At 67.3% G+C, this 18,149-nt stretch carries 16 protein-coding genes; 9 read left to right on the top strand and 7 right to left on the bottom strand.

The genetic code is table 11. The features are described 5' to 3' along the window. Positions 1–66 precede the first annotated feature (66 nt). The 6 genes from CSW63_RS02295 to CSW63_RS02270 all read right to left on the bottom strand — a co-directional run bounded on the left by CSW63_RS02295 (position 67) and on the right by CSW63_RS02270 (position 5,528). On the bottom strand, positions 67–1,383 hold the full coding sequence (locus CSW63_RS02295) for a folylpolyglutamate synthase/dihydrofolate synthase family protein (protein WP_062095904.1): 1,317 nt from the start codon (positions 1,381–1,383) through the stop codon (positions 67–69). Positions 1,384–1,531: 148 nt separating this feature from the next. Next, complete coding sequence (locus CSW63_RS02290; protein WP_062095902.1) at positions 1,532–2,455, bottom strand: acetyl-CoA carboxylase carboxyltransferase subunit beta; 924 nt, start codon at positions 2,453–2,455, stop codon at positions 1,532–1,534. 12 nt (positions 2,456–2,467) lie between these two features. After that, positions 2,468–3,295, bottom strand: a complete 828-nt coding sequence (gene trpA / locus CSW63_RS02285) for a tryptophan synthase subunit alpha (protein ID WP_062095900.1) — start codon at positions 3,293–3,295, stop codon at positions 2,468–2,470. Between the two features lie 12 nt (positions 3,296–3,307). Continuing rightward, positions 3,308–4,528, bottom strand: a complete 1,221-nt coding sequence (trpB, locus tag CSW63_RS02280) for a tryptophan synthase subunit beta (RefSeq protein ID WP_062095898.1) — start codon at positions 4,526–4,528, stop codon at positions 3,308–3,310. Positions 4,529–4,550: 22 nt separating this feature from the next. After that, positions 4,551–5,210: a phosphoribosylanthranilate isomerase gene (locus tag CSW63_RS02275; RefSeq protein ID WP_062095896.1), complete on the bottom strand. Its 660-nt coding sequence runs from the start codon at positions 5,208–5,210 to the stop codon at positions 4,551–4,553. A gap of 48 nt (positions 5,211–5,258) precedes the next feature. Then, positions 5,259–5,528, bottom strand: coding sequence for an usg protein (locus CSW63_RS02270; protein WP_062095894.1), 270 nt, complete (start codon positions 5,526–5,528; stop codon positions 5,259–5,261). Positions 5,529–6,025: 497 nt separating this feature from the next. Here CSW63_RS02270 and pgm point away from each other — a divergent pair, with 497 nt between their 5' ends. The 3 genes from pgm to CSW63_RS02250 all read left to right on the top strand — a co-directional run bounded on the left by pgm (position 6,026) and on the right by CSW63_RS02250 (position 9,865). Continuing rightward, positions 6,026–7,693 carry a phosphoglucomutase (alpha-D-glucose-1,6-bisphosphate-dependent) gene (pgm, locus tag CSW63_RS02260; protein WP_210408497.1) on the top strand — a complete coding sequence of 556 codons (1,668 nt, stop codon included), beginning with the start codon at positions 6,026–6,028 and terminating at the stop codon, positions 7,691–7,693. A 116-nt stretch (positions 7,694–7,809) separates the two neighbouring features. Beyond that, positions 7,810–9,468, top strand: a complete 1,659-nt coding sequence (locus tag CSW63_RS02255; protein ID WP_062099427.1) for a lysine--tRNA ligase — start codon at positions 7,810–7,812, stop codon at positions 9,466–9,468. 187 nt (positions 9,469–9,655) lie between these two features. Continuing rightward, positions 9,656–9,865: a hypothetical protein gene (locus CSW63_RS02250; protein WP_062099428.1), complete on the top strand. Its 210-nt coding sequence runs from the start codon at positions 9,656–9,658 to the stop codon at positions 9,863–9,865. 33 nt (positions 9,866–9,898) lie between these two features. Here CSW63_RS02250 and CSW63_RS02245 read toward each other — a convergent pair whose 3' ends face one another. Next, positions 9,899–10,540, bottom strand: a complete 642-nt coding sequence (locus CSW63_RS02245) for a S24 family peptidase (RefSeq protein ID WP_062099429.1) — start codon at positions 10,538–10,540, stop codon at positions 9,899–9,901. 192 nt (positions 10,541–10,732) lie between these two features. On the opposite strand from CSW63_RS02245, the gene CSW63_RS02240 reads away from it, so the two are divergent. The 6 genes from CSW63_RS02240 (at position 10,733) to CSW63_RS02215 (ending at position 18,135) form a co-directional block, all read left to right on the top strand. Beyond that, on the top strand, positions 10,733–11,212 hold the full coding sequence (locus CSW63_RS02240; RefSeq protein ID WP_062099430.1) for a MerR family DNA-binding transcriptional regulator: 480 nt from the start codon (positions 10,733–10,735) through the stop codon (positions 11,210–11,212). Positions 11,213–11,299: 87 nt separating this feature from the next. Beyond that, on the top strand, positions 11,300–13,093 hold the full coding sequence (locus CSW63_RS02235) for an acyl-CoA dehydrogenase C-terminal domain-containing protein (RefSeq protein WP_062099431.1): 1,794 nt from the start codon (positions 11,300–11,302) through the stop codon (positions 13,091–13,093). A 2-nt stretch (positions 13,094–13,095) separates the two neighbouring features. Continuing rightward, positions 13,096–14,259, top strand: a complete 1,164-nt coding sequence (locus CSW63_RS02230; RefSeq protein ID WP_062099432.1) for an acyl-CoA dehydrogenase family protein — start codon at positions 13,096–13,098, stop codon at positions 14,257–14,259. Then, positions 14,256–14,642, top strand: coding sequence for a hypothetical protein (locus CSW63_RS02225; RefSeq protein WP_062099433.1), 387 nt, complete (start codon positions 14,256–14,258; stop codon positions 14,640–14,642). Before CSW63_RS02230 ends, CSW63_RS02225 begins: the two co-directional genes overlap by 4 nt. Before the next feature lie 64 nt (positions 14,643–14,706). Beyond that, a complete protein-coding gene (locus CSW63_RS02220) occupies positions 14,707–15,912 on the top strand; it encodes an acetyl-CoA C-acetyltransferase (protein WP_062099434.1) in 1,206 nt (401 codons plus the stop codon). A 24-nt stretch (positions 15,913–15,936) separates the two neighbouring features. Next, the gene (locus CSW63_RS02215) at positions 15,937–18,135 is read left to right on the top strand and encodes a 3-hydroxyacyl-CoA dehydrogenase NAD-binding domain-containing protein (protein ID WP_062099435.1); all 2,199 of its coding nucleotides are present in this window, start codon (positions 15,937–15,939) and stop codon (positions 18,133–18,135) included. Positions 18,136–18,149: the final 14 nt, after the last annotated feature.

Below are 18,149 nucleotides of genomic sequence, written 5' to 3'. Positions count from 1 at the left end.
GGGCGCGCCTGCCGAGGATGTCCGGCGGGCCGTGCCGCCCTATCGGCGTGCGACCGTCTTACGCCCTCAGGTCGGCCACGTCTCGGGGCTCATGGCCAGCACCTCGCCGGCTAGGTAGAGCGATCCGCAGATCAGGACGTGCGGGACCGGGTCCATCTTGATGGCCTGATCGAGCGCCTCCTCCACCGAAGCGCAGGCGCAGGCCCTCAAGCCCGCCAGTTCGGCGGCGGCGGCCGTGTCGGCGGCGCTGGCGGCGGCGCGCCCCTCGAAGGTCACGGTGAAGACCTTGGCCGCCACACCCCGGAACGCGCCGAAAAAGCCGGGGGCGTCCTTGTTGGCCAGAAGTCCGGAGATCAGCGCTACCGGCCGGCCGTCCCGGGCGGCGAGATCGGCGACGGCCCGAGAGACAGCCCGGCCCGCGTGAGGGTTATGGCCTCCGTCCAGCCAGAGATCCGTCCCGGCGGCCTTGGCGCGCTCGGCCAGCGGACCCGCCGTGAGCCGCTGGAAGCGCGCGGGCCAGACCGCGCTCGCGATCCCCCGGCCCATGGCCGCCTCGTCCATGCGCGAATCGCCAAGGGCCAGAAGGGCCGCGACGGCGAGGCCCGCATTGGAGACCTGATGTTCACCCGGCAGCGAAGGCGCTGGCAGGTCCAGCAGGCGATCCTGCATCTGCACCAGAAGGCGCCCGCGTTCGCCCCAGGCGTCGAAGTCGCGGCCCATCAGGGTCAGCTCGACCCCAGCCAGGGCGGCGGTCGTGTCCAGAACGTCCTCGGCGTCGGCTTGCTGGCGGGCCGACACGACCGGAGCGTCCGGCTTGATGATCCCGGCCTTCTCGACGGCGATCTCGGCGATGGTGTCGCCCAGGAACTCGCGATGGTCGATGTCGATGGGCGCGATGACGCTGACCGCCGGGCGTTGGATGACGTTCGTGGCGTCGAGAATTCCGCCCAGCCCCACCTCGATGACGCAAAGATCGGCCGGAACCTCGGCGAAGGCGACGAAGGCGGCCGCCGTGGTGATCTCGAAGAAGGTGATCGGCTGACCGGCGTTGGCCTGCTCGACGCGATCGAGCACATCGGCGAGATACTCGTCTGTGATCAGCTTTCCGGCCAGACGGATGCGTTCGGAAAAGCGCACCAGATGCGGCGAGGTGAAGACGTGGACGCTCAACCCCGCCGCCTCGGCCATGGCGCGCAGGTAGGCGACCGTCGAGCCCTTGCCGTTGGTGCCGGCCACGTGGATGACTGGCGGCAGGCGATCCTGCGGGTCGCCAAGCGCGGCGCAGAGTCGCCGCATCCGGTCCAGCGACAGGTCGATCAGCTTGGGATGCAGCGCCTGAAGCCGCGCGAGGGCGGCGTCATGAGCGCGGAGATGCTCGGTCATTCTCGTCTCCCTCCTCCCCCTCTTGCGGGGGAGGTGGCGCGGCGCCGCTCGGCGACGTGACGGAGGGGGCGCTGTCGGAGGCGTTGACGCCCCCTCCACCGCCATTCGGCGGTCCCCCTCCCCCGTTTCACGGGGGAGGATGAGAAGGCTACGCCGCCTTGCGCTTGCGGCCCATCATCAAGGTGCCCAGCAGCGAGCCCAGCACTTCGGGCAGCTCCTTCCGGTGCGTGACCCGGTCGACCATGCCCTTTTCGACGAGGTATTCCGACCGCTGGAAGCCCGGCGGCAGGGTCTCGCGGATGGTCTGCTCGATGACGCGGGGGCCGGCGAAGCCGATCAGGGCGCCCGGCTCAGCCAGGTGGATGTCGCCCAGCATGGCGTAGGAGGCGGTGACGCCGCCGGTCGTCGGGTCGGTGAGCACCACGACGTAGGGCAGGGCCGCGTCCTTCAACTCGTTGATGGCCAGGGTCGTGCGGGCCATCTGCATCAGCGACAGCGCGCCTTCCTGCATGCGCGCGCCGCCCGCAGCGGTGAAGGCGATCAGCGGCACTTCACGCTCCAGCGCGGCCTTGGCGGCGGCGATGAAGCCCTCACCCGCAGCCATACCCAGCGACCCGCCCATGAAGGCGAAGTCCTGCACCAGGACCACCGCCTCGACGCCGCCGACCTTGCCGTAGCCGATGGCCATGGCGTCCTGTTCGCCCGTCGCCTTGCGGGCGGCGGCCAAACGGTCCTTGTAGGGCTTGCCGTCCGAGAACTTCAGCGGATCCTCAACCACCGACGGGCTCGGCAGCACCTCGTATTGGCCGTCGTCGAAGGTGAACTTGAAGCGAGCTTCCGGCCCGATCCGCATGTGGCGACCGGCCGGCGTGACCCACAGGGCCGCCTCAAGGTCGGAGCGGAAGATCATCTCGCCCGTGTCAGGGCATTTAACCCACAGGTTCTCGGGCGTCTCGCGCTTGGCGAAGGCCCCGCGCACGCCGGGCGCGATCCGCGACAGCCAACCGCCGCCTCGGCGCTCCGCTGTTTTCTTGTCGCCCTTTTTCGGGTCCTGGGGTTCAGCCATAGCCATAGCCTTAAAGCCTCACTTCGTCCCGACTCGCGCCGAACGCACAGCCTTAGCCAGCTCCGCCGCTTTTAGAAGAACCTTCTCGGTCACGTTTTCGTTCAACCGCGCCGCAGCCTCGATTTCGTCTACAAGGGCGGAGCCGACGACGGCCGCGTCGGCCACCATGGCGACGGCCGCGGCCTGGTCCGGCGTGCGGATGCCAAAGCCCACGGCGACCGGTAGGCCCGACGCCTTGCGCAGCCGCTCGACGGCGGGCGCGACCTCGGCGGCGTTCGCCGACTTCACGCCGGTCACCCCGGCGACCGAGACGTAATAGACAAAGCCAGAGGTCCGGCGCACCACCATCGGCAGACGGGCGTCATCGGTAGTCGGAGCCGCCAGGCGAATGAGGGCGATGCCCTCGGCCTCCAAGGCGTCCGACAGCGGATCGGCCTCTTCGGGCGGGCAGTCGACGATGATCAGGCCGTCGACCCCGGCCCGGGCGGCCAGTGCTGCGAAGGTCTCAAAGCCCTTGTTCAGGACCGGGTTCAGATAGCCCATCAGGATGACCGGCGTGTCCTGGTCGCCTTCGCGGAAGGCGGCCACGAGGTCCAGCGTGCCCTGGAGGGTCATACCCGACGCAAGGCCGCGCTGGGCGGCGCGCTGGATGGTCGGGCCTTCAGCCATCGGGTCGGAGAAAGGAAAGCCCAGCTCGATCAGATCGGCGCCGGCGCCTGGCAGGCCCTTGAGCACCTCAAGGGTCGTGACGGCGTCGGGATCGCCGGCCATGACATAGGTCACGAAGCCGGCGCGGTTTTCGGCCTTCAGCGCCGCAAAGCGGCGGTCGATACGGTCTTTGGTCACGCGAGGTCGGTCCTAGATCTTGCGCCCGAGGGCTTCGGCCACCGTGAAGATGTCCTTGTCGCCGCGACCGCAGAGATTCATCACCACGATCTTGCCCTTGCCCAGCTCCTGGGCGATCTCGCCAACCCGAGCCAGGGCGTGGGCCGGTTCCAGCGCCGGGATGATGCCTTCGAGCGTCGAGCACAGCTGGAAGGCCGCCAGGGCCTCCTCGTCCGTGGTCGAGACATATTCGGCGCGGCCGATCTCGTGCAGGAACGCGTGCTCCGGACCGATGCCCGGATAGTCGAGGCCGGCCGAGATCGAGTGGGCGTCGATGATCTGGCCGTCGTCGTCCTGCAGCAGATAGGTGCGATTACCGTGCAGCACGCCCGGACGCCCGCCGGTCAACGAGGCGGCGTGCTTGTCGGTCGACACGCCGTGGCCAGCCGCCTCGACGCCGATCAGGCGCACGCCCTCGTCGCCGAGGAACGGGTGGAACAGGCCGATGGCGTTGGAGCCGCCGCCAATGCAGGCGACCACCGCGTCGGGCAGGCGGCCTTCCATCTCCAGGATCTGCTCGCGGGCTTCGGCGCCGATCACGCTCTGGAAGTCGCGGACCATCACCGGATAGGGGTGCGGGCCAGCCGCCGTGCCGATCAGGTAGTAGGTGTCATGCACGTTGGTCACCCAATCGCGCATCGCCTCGTTCATGGCGTCCTTCAGGGTGCCCGTCCCAGAACTCACCGGACGCACTTCCGCGCCCAGGAGGTTCATGCGGAAGACGTTCGGCTTTTGCCGCTCGACGTCGGTGGCGCCCATATAGACGACGCACGGCAGGCCAAAGCGCGCGCAGACGGTGGCGGTGGCCACGCCATGCTGGCCCGCGCCCGTCTCGGCGATGATCCGGGTCTTGCCCATGCGCATGGCCAAGAGGATCTGGCCCAGAGCGTTGTTGATCTTGTGCGAGCCGGTGTGGTTCAGCTCGTCGCGCTTGAAATAGATCTTGGCCCCGCCGAAATGCTCGGTCAGGCGCTCGGCGAAATAGAGCGGGCTGGGCCGGCCGGCGTAGTGGGTGTTGTAGCTGGTCAGCTGAGCCTGGAATTGCGGATCGGCCTTGGCGTCGGCATAAGCCTTGCCCAGATCGAGGACCAGCGGCATCAGGGTCTCGGCGACGTAGCGGCCGCCGAACCCGCCAAAGCGGCCCTCCGCATCGGGATAGGCCGAGTAGTCATTGGGTTTCGCAGGAGCGTTCACGAGAGCTTCCGAGCTGGGCTTTTCAGTCTTGGGCGCGTTTGACGGCGTCGAGAAACGCCGTGATCAGAGCCGGGTCCTTTAGGCCGGGACCACGCTCCACGCCAGAAGAAACGTCCACCAGGGGCGTTCCGGAGGTCCTGATCGCCTCGCCAACGCTCCACGGATCAAGCCCCCCGGCCAGGAAATGCGGCCGCGAAAAGCGCCTGCCGGCCAGGAGACCCCAGTCGAAGCGGGCGCCCGTGCCGCCCGGCAGGGCCGAGCCTTCGACCGGCTTGGCGTCGAACATCAGGTGCTGGACCACGCCGTCAAAGGCGGCGGCCTGGTCGACGTCAGCCGGCGACGAAACCGAAAACGCCTTGATCACCCCCACGCCGGCGCGGGCGGCAATCTCGCGAACACGCGACGGCGTTTCCTTGCCATGCACCTGGATCAGGTCGGGCCGCATCGTCGCCATCAGACGATCGATCAAGGCGTCGTCAGGATCGACGGTCACGGCGACGGTCTGAACGCCCCGTCCGCGAACAGGCTCGACCAGTCGCGCGGCGGTCTCCGGCGCGACATTGCGCGGGCTCTTGTCGAAGAAAACAAAGCCCAGGAACGCGGCGCCGCCGTCGAAGGCGGCCTTGACCGTCTCGGGCGTCGACAGTCCGCAGATCTTGGCCCCCTGGGCGGAAATGCTCATCGCGGGGGAGTTACGGGCGGGGAAGCCGCCGCGCAACCCCGGCGATGCTCATTGCAGCGTGAAGACCCCGTTCACGACCCGCCATTCCCGAGGACTGATCAGGCGGTTGTGCGCCACCCGCACCGAATGCAGCACCCCGTCCAGCTCCTTGGCCCAGAAATCCAGGAACCCTTTGAGGGTCGGGAATTTCGGCGCCAGATCATACTCCTGCCAGACATACAGCTGCAGCAGGGCGGGGTGGTCGGGCATGTGGTAGTGAATTTCGGCCGTGGTCAGGCCGTATCCCAGCATCTGCAGCTCGAACGCCTTACTCGCCATCGAAGAACCTCCGACAAACGTTCCGACACAGGAAGATTTGGCCGACTTGGCGAGTCGCTCAAGAGGCGCGTTGTCGCGGCGGCTGTTCCTCCTGCGTGACACGGGGGAGGAACTGGGAAGACGCGCGTCCGCCGCTTCACGCGGCGTGACCGCTGAAGGTGTTGGGGAGGCGACGGAGCGGCCGGGCGAACCCGGAGTACCGTGAGTTTGTGTTTGCGTTTCGGCTCGACAGTCTGCTCGGCCAGGTTGTTCTTGCCCGTGAGGATGGGGGGCGTGAGCGTCTTTCAGCTCGGGACCCCAAGAGCCCCCGGACGGGCGCGGACCAACTGGAGCGGCGACATCCGTCTCCAGCCCGACGATCCACGATCGTGGGAGCTTGCAGCGTTGGACGAATAGCCCTTGAGAAACAACAACCCCCACCAGATAGTTCGTGAAATTGTCTTCCGCGCTCTTTAAGGACTTTACGCTTATCGATACGCCCAAACGCACCTGGTGACTTGATGCATGACCGCGCCGGACTTCGCGCTCTGCCCGGAGATCTTGTCGATCTCGACGGCCTGATCGCCGCCTACCATGACATCACGCCGGACGTCTCCAACCCCGTCCAGAAGGTCGTGTTCGGCACCTCGGGCCACCGGGGCTCAAGCCTGGACGGCGCGTTTAACCAAGCCCACATCCTGGCGGTCACTCAGGCGGTCGTCGAATACCGCGCCGCCCAGGGCGTCACCGGTCCGCTGTTCGTCGGCCGCGACACCCATGGTCTGTCCGAACCCGCCTGGCGCTCGGTGCTGGAAGTGCTGGCCGGCAACGGCGTGACGACTCTGGTGGATTCCTCCGACGGCTTCACCCCGACCCCGGCGGTGTCTCACGCCATCCTCACCCACAATCGCCAGGGCGGCTCCAAAGGGGGCTTTCTGGCCGACGGCCTGCTGCTGACGCCCTCGCACAATCCGCCCCGGGATGGCGGCATCAAGTACAACCCGCCGTCGGGCGGTCCGGCCGGCTCGGACGCCACCTCGGCCATCGCCGCCCGCGCCAACGAACTGCTCGCCAACGGCCTGACCGGCGTGAAGCGTGTTCCGTTCGAGACCGCCCGCAAGGCGGTCGGCGGCTACGATTTCCTCGGCCGCTATGTCGACGACCTGCCGGCGGTGATCGATATGGCCGTGATCCGCGCTGCCAAGGTGCGGATCGGCGCCGACCCGCTGGGCGGCGCGGCCGTCGCCTATTGGGGCGCGATCGCCGAGCGCCACGGCCTGGACCTGACCGTGGTCAACGACGCCGTCGACCCGCGCTGGGCGTTCATGCCGCTCGACACCGACGGCAAGATCCGCATGGACTGCTCGTCCGCTTCGGCCATGGCCAACCTGATCGGGATCATGAAGGGCGGCGCGGCCCATGATCTCGCCCCCTATGACGTCGCGACCGGCAATGACGCCGACGCCGACCGGCACGGGATCGTGACCCCCGACGGCGGGCTGATGAACCCCAACCACTACCTGGCCGCCGCCATCTCGTACCTGTTCAGCCACCGTCTCGGCTGGGGCGCGGACGTCGCAGTCGGCAAGACCCTGGTCTCGTCCTCGATGATCGACCGCGTCGTCGCGGGGATGGGCCGCCGCCTGCTGGAGGTGCCGGTCGGCTTCAAGTACTTCGTCCCGGGCCTCTTGGACGGCTCGGTCGGCTTCGGCGGCGAGGAGTCAGCGGGCGCGGCCTTCCTGCGCCACGACGGCGGGGCGTGGACCACCGACAAGGACGGCATCCAGCTGGCCCTGCTGGCCGCCGAGATCCAGGCGGTGACGGGCCAGAGCGCCAGCCAGCTCTACGCCGGCCTGACCGAAGAATACGGCGCGCCAGCCTATGCCCGCGTCGACGCCCCGGCCAGCCGCGAGGAGAAGGCGCGCCTCGCCAAGCTCAGCCCCAGCGACGTCTCGGCCAAGACCCTCGCCGGCGAGGCGATCACCGACATCCTCACCGCCGCCCCCGGCAACGGCGAGGCGATCGGCGGCCTGAAGGTGTGCACGCAGAACGCCTGGTTCGCCGCGCGGCCGTCCGGCACCGAGGACGTCTACAAGGTCTATGCAGAGTCATTCCTGGGGCCCGATCACTTGAAACAGGTCCAGGCCGAGGCGCGGGAAGTGGTGGCGGGGGCGCTGAAAGGCTGAAGGCGCTCAACCACCGCGTCATCCCGGATAGCGCCGCGGCCGGGATGACACAGTGATGGAGCTTGCGGCGACCACCACCCTAGCCCTTCGCCGCGTCAGCGCTTATACCGCCCCGCATGTTTGAAGGCCTCTCCCCCCTCGCCCGTGACGCCCGCTCCTGGCCCTTCGAGCAGGCGCGCGCCACGATCGCCCGCGTCCTGCGCGTGCGCCTGCCCGACCGCGCCCACCAGGACGCCGCCAAGGCCCTGATCGAGGCTGGCAAGGCGGACGAGGCGGTGAAGGCCTATCCGGCCCTGGCCAAGGCCGTGATCTTCGAAACGGGCTACGGGCCTTCAGGCCTGCCGCACCTGGGCACCTTCGGCGAGGTGGCGCGCACGACCATGGTGCGCCAGGCCTTCCGCGCGCTGGTCGACGACCACATCCCCACGCGACTGATCGCCTTCAGCGACGACATGGACGGCCTGCGCAAGGTTCCCGACAACATCGAGAACAAGCAGCCGCTGATCGAGGACCTGGGCAAGCCGCTGACCGTGGTCCGCGACCCGTTCGGCACCCATGACAGCTTCGGCGCCCACAACAACGCCCGCCTGCGCGCGTTCCTGGACGGCTTCGGCTTCGAGTACGAATTCGTCTCCTCGACCGAGTGCTACAAGGGCGGCCTGTTCGACGCGACTCTGCTGACGGCTCTTGAGCGCTTCGACGCGATCCAGAAGGTCATGTTGCCGACGCTGGGCGAAGAGCGCCGCGCGACCTACTCGCCGTTCCTGCCGATCAGCCCGTCGACGGGCAAGGTGCTGCAGGTCCCGACCCTGGAGCGCCATGTCGAGAAGGGCACGATCGTCTTCGAGGACGAGGACGGTTCGAAGGTCGAGGTTCCCGTCACCGGCGGCCACGTGAAGATGCAGTGGAAGCCCGACTGGGCCATGCGCTGGACGGCGCTGGGCGTCGACTACGAGATGAGCGGCAAGGACCTGATCGACTCGGTCAAGGCCTCGGGCGCGATCTGCAAGGCCCTGGGCGGGGTTCCGCCCGAGGGTTTCAACTACGAGCTCTTCCTGGACGAGAACAACCAGAAGATCTCCAAGTCCAAGGGCAATGGCCTGTCGATGGAGGACTGGCTGCGGTACGGCGCGCCCGAGAGCCTGTCCTACTACATGTTCCAGAGCCCCAAGTCGGCCAAGAAGCTCTATTTCGACGTCATTCCCAAGGCGACGGACGAGTACCTGCAGCAGCTGGACGCCTTCGGCCGCCAAGAGCCGGCCAAGCAGCTGGACAACCCCGTCTGGCACATCCACGCAGGCGCCCCGCCCGAGCAGGGCTCGCCCGTGTCGTTCAGCCTGATGCTGAACCTGGTCTCGGCCGCCGACGCCTCGACCAAGGAAATCCTCTGGGGCTTCCTTTCGCGCTACATCCCGGGCGCCTCGCCGGAGACCCAGCCGCTGCTGGACCGCCTGGCGGGCTACGCGATCAACTACTACGAGGACTTCGTGAAGCCCTCGAAGGTGTTCCGCGCCCCGACCGACCAGGAACGCGCCGCCATGCTGGACCTGCTGGCCAAGCTGAAGGCCATGCCGGCCGACACCCAGGACGCCGAGCTGATCCAGAACGAGGTGTTCGAGGTCGGCAAGACCCATGGCTTCGACCCGCTGCGCGCGTGGTTCCAGGCCCTGTACGAAGTGCTGCTGGGCCAGAGCCAGGGCCCGCGCTTCGGCTCGTTCGCGGCGATCTTCGGGATCGACCGCACGGTGGCGCTAATCGAAGAAAAGTTGGGTTGATCAGGGTGCCTCTCCCCTTGCGGGAAAGGAACCTCAGGCGTGTGTCGCTCGGAATGGATCTGCGCCACCTGCGACACCATGTCCTTGAAGATGAACGGGATCTGAAGTCCTGATTAAGGGTATCCCCACCTTTAGGCGTCTAGTCTGGGATCATCAGAACCAAGATTAGTCCTCAAGGTTTCGTCCCATGGCTTCCTTCACGCTCCGCCCCACCGACCGCCAGGAATTCGACTCCCTGCTCGGCGGGATCGTGCAACAGTTCCCCGACGCCCATGTCGAGGCCGCGCACAACGACACCTGGAATTCCTATCGGGTGGACGTGTCGTGCGCCGATCCGGCCGCCGGCCCGCTGATCGCCTGGCTGCTCGACAGCCACGCCGACTGCCCGCGCACCTGATCCTGCCGGATCCGATCTTTGGCCTGGGTCGGCCTACTGGCTGACCCAGACGATCCGGGCGATCCAGGCGACCTCGTCGCGTGACAGCAGGCGTTCTGCGCCCGCGCGGTCGAGGGCCAGGAGCTCAATGCTCCGCGCCGTGACCCGGCCCAGCTCCCGCACCAGAACCTCGCCGCCATGGGTGCGCGCCACGACGCGATCGCCCTTCCGCGGCTCCAGGGTCGGCGAGACCAGCAGCCGGTCGCCGTCACGATAGACCGGAGCGAGATCATCGCCGGTCACCTCCAGCGCGAACAGCCCGTCCTCCAACTCGGGTCCGGGCGCTTCGTCCCATCCGCCGCCGACCGGCAGGCCCGCTGCGTCGAAGAAGCCATCCTTGCCGGCCTGCGCCAGGTCGATCAGCGGCGCGCCCCGCCGGCCGGGCGTGCGGACCGGCGACCGCTCGGTCAGGGCGGCGAACTCCGAGAAATTGACCCCCGTCGCCTCCAAGAGCTTGGACAGGCTTTCGGTCGAGGGCCAGCGGGCGTGGCCGGTTTCGGCCGAGCCCCGCTTGGAACGGTTGAAGCTGGTCGGGTCCAGGCCCGCCATCTTGGCCATGGCCGAAGGCGTCATGTCGAAACGCTCGGCGAGAGCGTCGATCGCGCGCCAGATTTCGCCGTGAGACAGGGTCGCCATCGGCTCCTCCTCCAATCGGCCTTCGCCCGGAAAATAAGCCCGCCAGATTAGGAATGCAAACCTATGGCCCGCGCCTAGATTGACGTTTACGTAAGCGTTGACGACGTCACGGGATCGGGTTTAGGGTGATCAACGATAACAAAGCGGCCCGGCCGCGGTAGCCAGGCCCTCTTCCTTGGGAGGTTTCCATCCATGGCCGACCTGCGACGCCCCGAGCGGACCTTCACGATCCGCCAGCTGTGCAACGAATTCAAAGCCACGCCCCGCGCCCTGCGCTTCTACGAGGACAAGGGGCTGCTGAACCCCGCCCGTGAAGGCCTGAACCGCGTCTATTCCCACAAGGACCGCGTCCGCCTGCAGTTGATCCTGCGCGGCAAGCGCGTGGGCCTGTCGCTGACCGAGATCCGCGAACTGCTCGATCTCTACGACGAGAACGACGAGGGCGCGGCGCAGATGGCCCGCTCGCTGAAGAAGTTCCGCGAACGCGCCACGGCGCTGGAGCAACAACGCGATGACATCGACAACGCCCTGATCGAGCTGCGCGAGGCCTGCAACCGCCTCGAGCGCCGTCTCGCCGAGATCCGCCCCGACCTGCTGCCCCGCGCGGCCGACTACGAGCAGGTGCTGCGCGCCCGCCTCGACGGCCACGCCGACGCCATGCTGGGCAAGTAGGGTCCTTACCCGCCGCCGACGCCGTCGACAGGACGCGCGCGGCGGCGACCCATTCTTCCTCCTCCCGATCCTAGCCAGGACCGTTCCATGACCTATCAGCCGCCCGTTCGCGATCACGCCTTCATTCTGCGCGACGTGCTCAATATCGACCAGCACGGCGACCTGCCGGGCTTCTCCGACGCGCCGTTCGAGGTGGTCGAGCAGATCCTCGAGGCCGCCGCCCAGTTCACGGGCGGGGTCCTGGCGCCGCTGAACACGGTCGGCGACAAGACGGGCTGCAAGCTGGATCCGGTCACCAACACCGTCACCACGCCGCCGGGCTTCAAGGACGCCTACAAGCAGCTGTGCGAAGGCGGCTGGACCGCGATCGGTTCGGACCCGGCCTATGGCGGCCAAGGCCTGCCGCACGTCGTGAACCTGGCGTTCAGCGAGATGTCGAGCTCGGCCAACATGGCCTTCTCGATGTATCCGGGCCTGGCCCACGGCGCCTATTCGGCCATCCACACGGGCGGTTCTGACGAGCAGAAGCAGACCTACCTGCCCAAGATGGTGTCCGGCGAATGGACCGGCACCATGAACCTGACCGAACCGCACTGCGGCACCGACCTTGGCCTGCTGCGCACCAAGGCGGTCCCGCAGGCCGACGGCAGCTACAAGATCACCGGCCAGAAAATCTGGATCTCGGCCGGCGAGCACGACATGGCCGACAACATCGTCCACCTGGTGCTGGCCCGCATCGAGGGCGCGCCGGCCGGCGTGAAGGGCATCAGTCTGTTCATCGTGCCGAAGTTCATCCCCAACGCCGACGGCTCGGTGGGTCCGCGCAACGAAGGCGCCAAGTGCGTGGGCCTCGAAGAGAAGATGGGCATCCACGGCAACGCCACCTGCGTGATGCAGTATGACGACGCCACCGGCTATCTGATCGGCGAGGAGAACTCGGGCCTCAAGATCATGTTCGTCATGATGAACGAGGCGCGCCTGGGCGTCGGCATGCAGGGCGTGGCCCAGGGCGAAGCGGCCTATCAGGCCGCCGTCGCCTTCGCCAAGGACCGCCTGCAAGGCCGCTCGCTGACCGGCCCGAAGAACGCCGAAGGCCCGGCCGACCCGATCATCGTCCATCCGGACGTGCGTCGCATGCTGCTGGAGAGCAAGGCCCTGATCGAAGGCGGCCGCGCCTTCCTGTTCTGGACCGCCCTGCACGGCGACCTGTCGCACGTCCACCCCGACCCGGCGGTGCGCGAGAAGTCGTCCGACTACATGGGCCTGATGACGCCGGTGCTGAAAGGCTACCTGACCGACAAGGGCTTCCAGGTCTGCTCGAACGCCGTGCAGGTGCATGGCGGCAGCGGCTTCACCGAACACTTCCCGGTCAGCCAGTTCATGCGCGACTGCCGCATCGCCCTGATCTACGAGGGCACCAACGGCGTGCAGGCCCTGGATCTGGTGGGCCGCAAGCTGGCCGCCAAGGGCGGCCGCGCGGTCATGACCTTCTTCCAGGAAATCGACCAGTTCATCGGCGAGAACGACACCGACGAGGCGCTGAAGCCGTTCATCGAAGCGCTGGGCGGGGTGAAGGCCCAACTGCAGGACGGCACCATGTGGCTGATGCAGAACGGCCTGCAGAACCCCGACAACGCCGGCGCGGCCTCGACCGACTACATGCATCTCTTCGGCCTGACGGGCCTGGCCTACATGTGGGCGCTGATGGCCAAGGCCGCCAACGCCAAGATCGCGGCCGGTTCGTCCGACCCGTTCTATTCGACCAAGCTGACGACCGGTCGCTATTTCATCGAACGCATCTTGCCTGACGCAGCGTCGCATCTGGCCAAGCTGAAGACCGGTTCGGCGACCCTGATGGCGCTGCCTGCGGAGGCTTTCTGATCATGAGCGTGCTCAACGTGGAAAAACCGGCCTTCATGGCCGAGGAAGACATCGCGATCTTCGAGGACGCGGTCGGCAAGTTCTTCGACGAGCACGCGCCTGAAGAGACCGTCGCCAAGTGGCGCAAGAACCATTGCGTCGACCGCGACATGTGGACCAAGGCGGGGGAGGCCGGCTTGCTCGGCCTCTCCACGCCCGAGCAGTACGGCGGGGCCGGCGGCGACTACCGGCACGAGGTCGTGCTGATGGAGCAGCTGGGCAAGAAGGGCGTCGACGGCTTCGGCGCCAGCCTGCACAACGCCATCGTCATGCCGTACATCTTTCACTACGGCACGGAGGAGCAGAAGCAGCGCTGGCTGCCGCGCATGGCCACGGGCGAGCTGGTCTCGGCCATCGCCATGACCGAGCCTGGCGCAGGCTCCGACCTGCAGGGCATCAAGACGACCGCCAAGAAGGTCGGCAACCAGTACGTCATCAACGGCTCCAAGACCTTCATCACCAACGGCCAGACCGCCAACCTGATCTGCGTGGTCGCCAAGACCGATCCGGCGGGCGGCGCGCGCGGCACCAGCTTGATCTTCGTCGAGACCGACGGCGCTGAGGGCTTCGAGCGCGGCCGCAACCTCGACAAGCTGGGCCAGGAGGCCCAGGACACCTCGGAACTGTTCTTCAACGAGGTGAAGGTTCCGACTGAGAACCTGCTCGGGACCGACGAGGGCCAGGGCTTCTTCCAGCTGATGAGCCAGTTGCCGCAGGAGCGCCTGAACATCGCCGTGCAGGGCATGGCCACGATCGAGCGGGCGCTGGAACTGACCATCGCCTACGTCAAGGACCGCAAGGCCTTCGGCAAGGCGATCATCGATTTCCAGAACACCCAGTTCGTCCTGGCCGAGTGCAAGACCGAGGCGACCGTCGCCAAGGTCTTCGTCAACCACTGCATCGGCCAGCATCTGGAGGGCAAGCTCGACGCCGCCACCGCCTCGATGGCCAAGTACTGGGTCAGCGATCTGGAGAACAAGATCGTCGATCGCTGCTTGCAGCTGTTCGGCGGCTACGGCTTCATGAACGAGTACCCGATCGCGCGCATGTACAAGGACAGCCGCATCCAGCGCATCTACGGCGGCACCAACGAGATCATGAAACTCCTGATCGCGAGGACGCTATGATCGTAACGCTGTTGGCCGGACTGCTGGCCGGCGTCGCCGCAGCCGAACCGCCCGCCGCCAACGACGCCCGCTCGGCCGTCGTCTGCGTCCGCGCGGTGCAGGGTCCGCGCCCGCTGACCTTCTCGGGCGAACTGGTCGGCAAGCGGCCCCAGCCCGGCGCGTTCAAGCTGCCGCTGCAGCCGCCGGGCAAGGACGTCTGCAACGTCCTGCTGCGCTCCAAGATCGCCGAATGGCGGCTGGAAGTGACCACCTCGGGCTTCACGCCCTGCACGCTGCCGCCGCCCGAGTTCGGGTCGCGCCTCTATTACCGGGCCAAGGCCTCGGCCAGCGGCCTGAAGTGCGAGCCGATCGGCAAGTACCCGATCGGCAACTGGAAACCCTAAGGCGCCGGGTCCTCCGGTCGCCTGGAAAAGACACGAACAACGCTTCGCAGGAAGGAGCCATTCCATGGCTGACGCTTACATCTTCGACGCCGTGCGCACGCCGCGCGGCAAGGGCAAGAAGGACGGCTCGCTGCACGAGACCACCGCCCTGTCGCTGGCCACCCAGGTGCTGGAAGCCCTGCGCGACCGCAACGGCCTGGACACCAGCAAGGTCGACGACGTCGTCCTGGGCTGCGTCTCGCCGGTCGGCGAGCAAGGCAGCGACATCGCCCGCACCGCCGTGCTGACCGCCGACTACGCCGAGAGCGTGGCCGGCGTGCAGATCAACCGCTTCTGCGCCTCGGGCCTGGAAGCGGTGAACATGGCTGCGGCCAAGGTCGCGTCGGGCGAAGCGGGTCTGGCGATCGGCGGCGGCGTCGAGAGCATGAGCCGCGTGCCGATGGGCAGCGACGGCGGCGCCTGGCCGACCGACCCCTCCTCGGCCTTCAAGACCTATTTCGCCCCGCAGGGCGTGTCGGCCGACCTGATCGCCACCCTGTACGGTTTCAGCCGCGACGACGTCGACGCCTACGCCGTCGAGAGCCAGAAGCGGGCGGCGGCCGCCTGGGCCGACGGCCGCTTCAAGAAGTCGGTGATCCCTGTGAAGGACCAGCTGGGCCTGACTCTGCTGGACCATGACGAGACCGTGCGCGGCTCGACCACCATGCAGACCCTGGCCTCGCTGAACCCCTCGTTCACGGGCATGGGCGAGATGGCCTTCGACGCCGTCGTCACCCAGCGCTATCCGCAGGTCGAGCGCGTCAACCACGTGCACCACGCTGGCAACAGCTCGGGCATCGTCGACGGCGCCGCCGGCGTGCTGATCGGCACCAAGGAGATGGGCGAGGCCCTCGGCCTGAAGGCCCGCGCCAAGATCAAGGGCGCCGCCTCGATCGGCTCTGAGCCCTCGATCATGCTCACCGGTCCGGCCCTGGTCAGCGAAAAGCTGCTCAAGAAGCTGGGCATGGCGGTCAAGGACATCGACCTCTACGAACTGAACGAAGCCTTCGCCTCGGTCGTGCTGCGCATGATGCAGGCGCTGGATATCCCGCACGACAAGATGAACGTGAACGGCGGCTCCATCGCCATGGGCCACCCGCTGGGCGCCACCGGCGCAATGATCCTGGGCACCGTCCTCGACGAGCTGGAGCGCTCGGACAAGGAAACCGCCCTGATCACCCTGTGCGTCGGCGCCGGCATGGGCACCGCCACGGTCATCGAACGCGTCTAACCTTCTCGATCAGGAACTAGTCACATGGAAAACTTCAAGATCGAGGTCGATTCCGACGGCGTGGCCCTCGTCACCTTCGACGTGCCCGGCCGTTCGATGAACACCCTGACCGCTTCGGTCATCAAGGAAATCGGCGAGATCGTCGAGCGCATCAAGTCCGACGCCGAGATCAAGGGCGTCGTGATCACCTCGGGCAAGACGACGGGCTTCTGCGCCGGCGCCGACCTGGGCGAACTGGGCGGCAACGGCGGTCTGGGCGGCGGCGCTGGCGGTGAGGCTGGCCTGAAGGCCGCCTATGACGCCGGCTTCGCGCTCAACAAGGCCTTCCGCGCCCTGGAAACCTGCGGCAAGCCGGTGGCCGCCGCGATCAACGGCCTGGCCATGGGCGGCGGTCTCGAGATCGCCCTGGCCTGCCACTATCGCGTGGTCGCCGACAACCCGAAGATCCAACTGGCCCTGCCGGAAGCCAAGGTCGGCCTGCTGCCGGGCGCCGGCGGCACCCAGCGCCTGCCGCGCCTGATGGGCGTGATGGCCGCTGCGCCGTACCTGCTGGAAGGTAAGTCGATGAAGCCGGCCGAGGCCCTGGCCAACAAGGTCGTGCATGAAGTCGTGCCCGCCGACCAGGTCGTCGAAGCCGCCAAGACCTGGGTCAAGACCAAGGGCGACCCCGTCGCGCCGTGGGACAAGAAGGACTTCAAGCTGCCCGGCGGCGGCCCCTACACCCCGACCGGCGGCCAGGTGTTTATCATGGGCAACGCCATGCTGCGTAAGCAGACCTATGGCAACTACCCGGCCCAGCTGAACATCCTGAAGGCCGTCTATGAAGGCACGCAGGTTCCGTTCGACGCGGCCATCCGCATCGAGACCCGCTACTTCCTGAAGACGATGATGTCGCCCCAGGCCAAGGGCATGATCCGCACGCTGTTCCTGTCCCTGCAGGAGCTGGGCAAGGGTTCGGGCCGTCCGGCCAATGTCCCGCCGTCGGAAGCCAAGAAGGTCGCCGTGCTGGGCGCGGGCATGATGGGCGCGGGCATCGCCTATGTCCAAGCCATGGCCGGCATCGAGACCGTGCTGATCGACCAGAGCCAAGAAGCCGCCGAGAAGGGCAAGGCCTATGCCGAGAACCTGCTGAAGAAGGCGGTCTCGCGCGGCAAGATGACTCAGGACAAGGCCGACGCGGTCCTGGCCCTGATCACCCCGACCACCGACTACGCGCACGTCAAGGGCAGCGACCTCGTCATCGAGGCGGTGTTCGAGAACCGCGAGATCAAGGCCGACGTCACCCAGAAGGCCGAGGCCCAGCTGGCCGAGGACGCCATCTTCGGCTCCAACACCTCGACCCTGCCGATCACCGGCCTGTCGAAGGCCAGCGTGCGTCCGAAGAACTTCATCGGCATCCACTTCTTCTCGCCGGTCGACAAGATGGGCCTCGTCGAGATCATCATGGGCGAGGAGACCAGCCAGGAAGCCCTGGCCAAGTCGATCGACTACGTCCTGAAGATCAAGAAGACCCCGATCGTCGTCAACGACAGCCGCGGCTTCTACACCAGCCGCTGTTTCGGCACCTTCGTGCAGGAAGGCCTCGAGATGCTGGCCGATGGCATCGCCCCGGCGATCATCGACAATGTCGGCCGCGCCACGGGCATGCCGCGCGGTCCGCTGGAGATGAACGACGACGTCGCTCTGGACCTTGGCTACAAGGTCACCCAGCAGACCAAGAAGGACCTCGGCGACAAGTTCGAGGACCGTCCGTTCGCCCCGATCATCGAAAAGATGGTCGTCGAGCTGCAGCGCTTCGGCCGCAAGAACGGCAAGGGCTTCTACGACTATCCGGAAAACGGCCCCAAGACTCTGTGGAAGGGCCTGTCGGACCTGGCCCCGGTGACGATCGCCGAAGCCGACCAGGCGCTGATCCAGGAGATCCGCACCCGCCTGCTGTACCGCCAGGCCGTTGAGGCCGCGCGTTGCTTCGAGGAAGGTGTGATCACCGATCCGCGCGAAGCCGATGTCGGCGCGATCCTGGGCTGGGGCTTCGCGCCCTGGACCGGCGGTCCGATCAGCCTGATCGACGCCGTCGGCGCCAAGGCCTTCGTCGAAACCTGCGACGGCCTCGCCCAGAAGTACGGCAAGCGGTTCGCGCCGCCGGCCCTGCTGCGCGAGATGGCCGAGAAGGGCGAGACCTTCTACGGCCGCTTCGGCGCCAAGGCCAAGGCCGCGGCGTAAGCCAAGCCTTCGCC

The sequence above is a fragment of the Caulobacter sp. FWC26 genome (genome assembly GCF_002742645.2).
GTDB lineage: Bacteria > Pseudomonadota > Alphaproteobacteria > Caulobacterales > Caulobacteraceae > Caulobacter.
The sequence above is the reverse complement of the archived record's forward strand: the minus strand, read 5'-3'. Positions and strand labels throughout refer to the sequence as shown.